The organism is Streptomyces sp. NPDC005195 (assembly GCF_040608315.1).
Lineage (GTDB): Bacteria > Actinomycetota > Actinomycetes > Streptomycetales > Streptomycetaceae > Streptomyces > Streptomyces kaempferi.
This window is the reverse complement of sequence record NZ_JBEXHZ010000292.1, coordinates 1-1,826: the sequence shown is the minus strand read 5'-3', so window position 1 is coordinate 1,826 and position 1,826 is coordinate 1. Positions and strand designations below refer to the sequence as shown.

2 protein-coding genes are annotated in these 1,826 nt (G+C 75.1%); both read left to right on the top strand.

What is annotated here, in order from left to right; all coding sequences use genetic code 11:
- Positions 1–737: phosphopantetheine-binding protein (locus tag ABZV34_RS39065; RefSeq protein WP_356287928.1), on the top strand; the 737-nt coding region annotated here is incomplete at its 5' end.
- Positions 738–798: 61 nt separating this feature from the next.
- On the top strand, positions 799–1,826 hold a 1,028-nt coding region (locus ABZV34_RS39060; RefSeq protein ID WP_356287925.1), incomplete at its 3' end, for a beta-ketoacyl synthase N-terminal-like domain-containing protein.

Below are 1,826 nucleotides of genomic sequence, written 5' to 3'. Positions count from 1 at the left end.
CGCTGGACCCGGAGCGCGCCCCGGCGGCCCACGGCCGGGCCGTGGCCCGCCCGGACGCCGCCGTGGCCGTCGCCGACGTCGACTGGGCACGCTTCGCGCCCGGCTTCACCTCGGCCCGGCGCAGCCCGCTCCTGGCCGACCTGCCGGAGGTCCGCGACCTGGCGGCCGCCCACCCGGCGGCCCCGGGCGAGGACAACGCCGCCGAGGCGCTGCGCTCCCGGCTGGCCGGGCAGTCCGCCGCCGAGCAGGAGCGCACGCTCCTTGCCCTGGTACGCGGCCAGGCCGCCGGGATCCTCGGCCACGCCTCCACCGACAAGGTCGGCGCCGCCCAGGCGTTCAACGCCCTCGGCTTCGACTCCCTGACCGCCGTCGAGCTGCGCAACCGGCTCGGCACCGTCACCGGCCTGGCGCTGCCCGCCACGCTCCTGTTCGACCAGCCCAACGCGACGGCCCTCGCCGGATATCTGCGCGGCCGGCTCACCGAGGGCGTGGACGGCGCGGGCCGGGCGCTGGCCGAACTCGACCGTCTGGAGTCCGCGCTGACGGACCTGGCGGACGACGACGCGCGCCGCGCCCGGATCGGCGCCCGGCTGCGCTCCCTGCTGGCCCGCTGGGACGGCCCGGACCGCGGCGCCGTCCTCACGGCGACGGCGACGGACGACGTCAGCGACCGGATCAACTCCGCAGCGGCGGACGAGATCTTCGACTTCATCGAGAACGATCTTGGAATCTCCTGAGGCCGCCGCGACGGCGACGGCGAACGGACACAGGACAGGACCGGGGAACGGGTGAACACGCATGAGCGATGAACAGAAGCTCCTCGGCTACCTGAGGAAGGTCACGGCCGATCTCCACCAGACGCGGCAACGGCTGAGCGAGGCCGAGGCCCGGGGCCGCGAACCCGTCGCGATCGTCGCCATGGGCTGCCGCTTCCCGGGCGGAGTGACCGACCCCGAAGGCCTGTGGCGGCTGCTCGGCGCGGGCGGCGACGCCATGACCGAGTGGCCCGCGGACCGCGGCTGGGACACCGACTCGCTGTACGACCCCGAGCCCGGCACCCCCGGCCGCAGCTACACACGGACCGGCGGGTTCATCGACCGCGTCGCGGACTTCGACGCCGGCTTCTTCGGTGTCTCGCCCCGCGAGGCCGTCGGCACCGACCCGCAGCAGCGCCTCCTGCTGGAGATCTGCTGGGAGGCACTGGAACGGGCCGGCATCGACCCGACAGCCCTGCGCGGCAGCCGTACCGGCGTGTTCGCGGGCACCAACCTGCAGGACTACACCACCCTGCTCAGCCTCTCGGACAACGCGGGCGACGACGGTGTCGGCAACTCCGCGAGCGTCCTGTCCGGCCGCGTCTCCTACACCCTCGGCCTGGAGGGCCCCGCGGTGTCCCTCGACACCGCCTGCTCGTCCTCCCTGGTGACCCTGCACCTGGCCGTGCAGGCCCTGCGCAACGGCGAGTGCGACCTCGCGCTCGCCGGCGGTGTCACCGTCATGTCGACGCCCACCGTCTTCCTGGAGTTCAGCCGGCAGCGCGGCCTCGCCGCCGACGGACGCTGCAAGGCCTTCGCGGACGCCGCCGACGGCACCGCCTGGGGCGAGGGCGCCGGCGTCCTCGTCGTCGAGCGGCTGTCCGACGCCCGCCGCAACAACCACCCCGTCCTCGCCGTCGTCCGCGGCACGGCCGTCAACCAGGACGGCGCCTCCAACGGACTGACCGCCCCCAACGGCCCCTCCCAGGAACGCGTCATCTGGCAGGCGCTCACCTCCGCCGGCCTCGCCCCGGCCGACGTCGACGCCGTCGAGGCGCACGGCACCGGCAC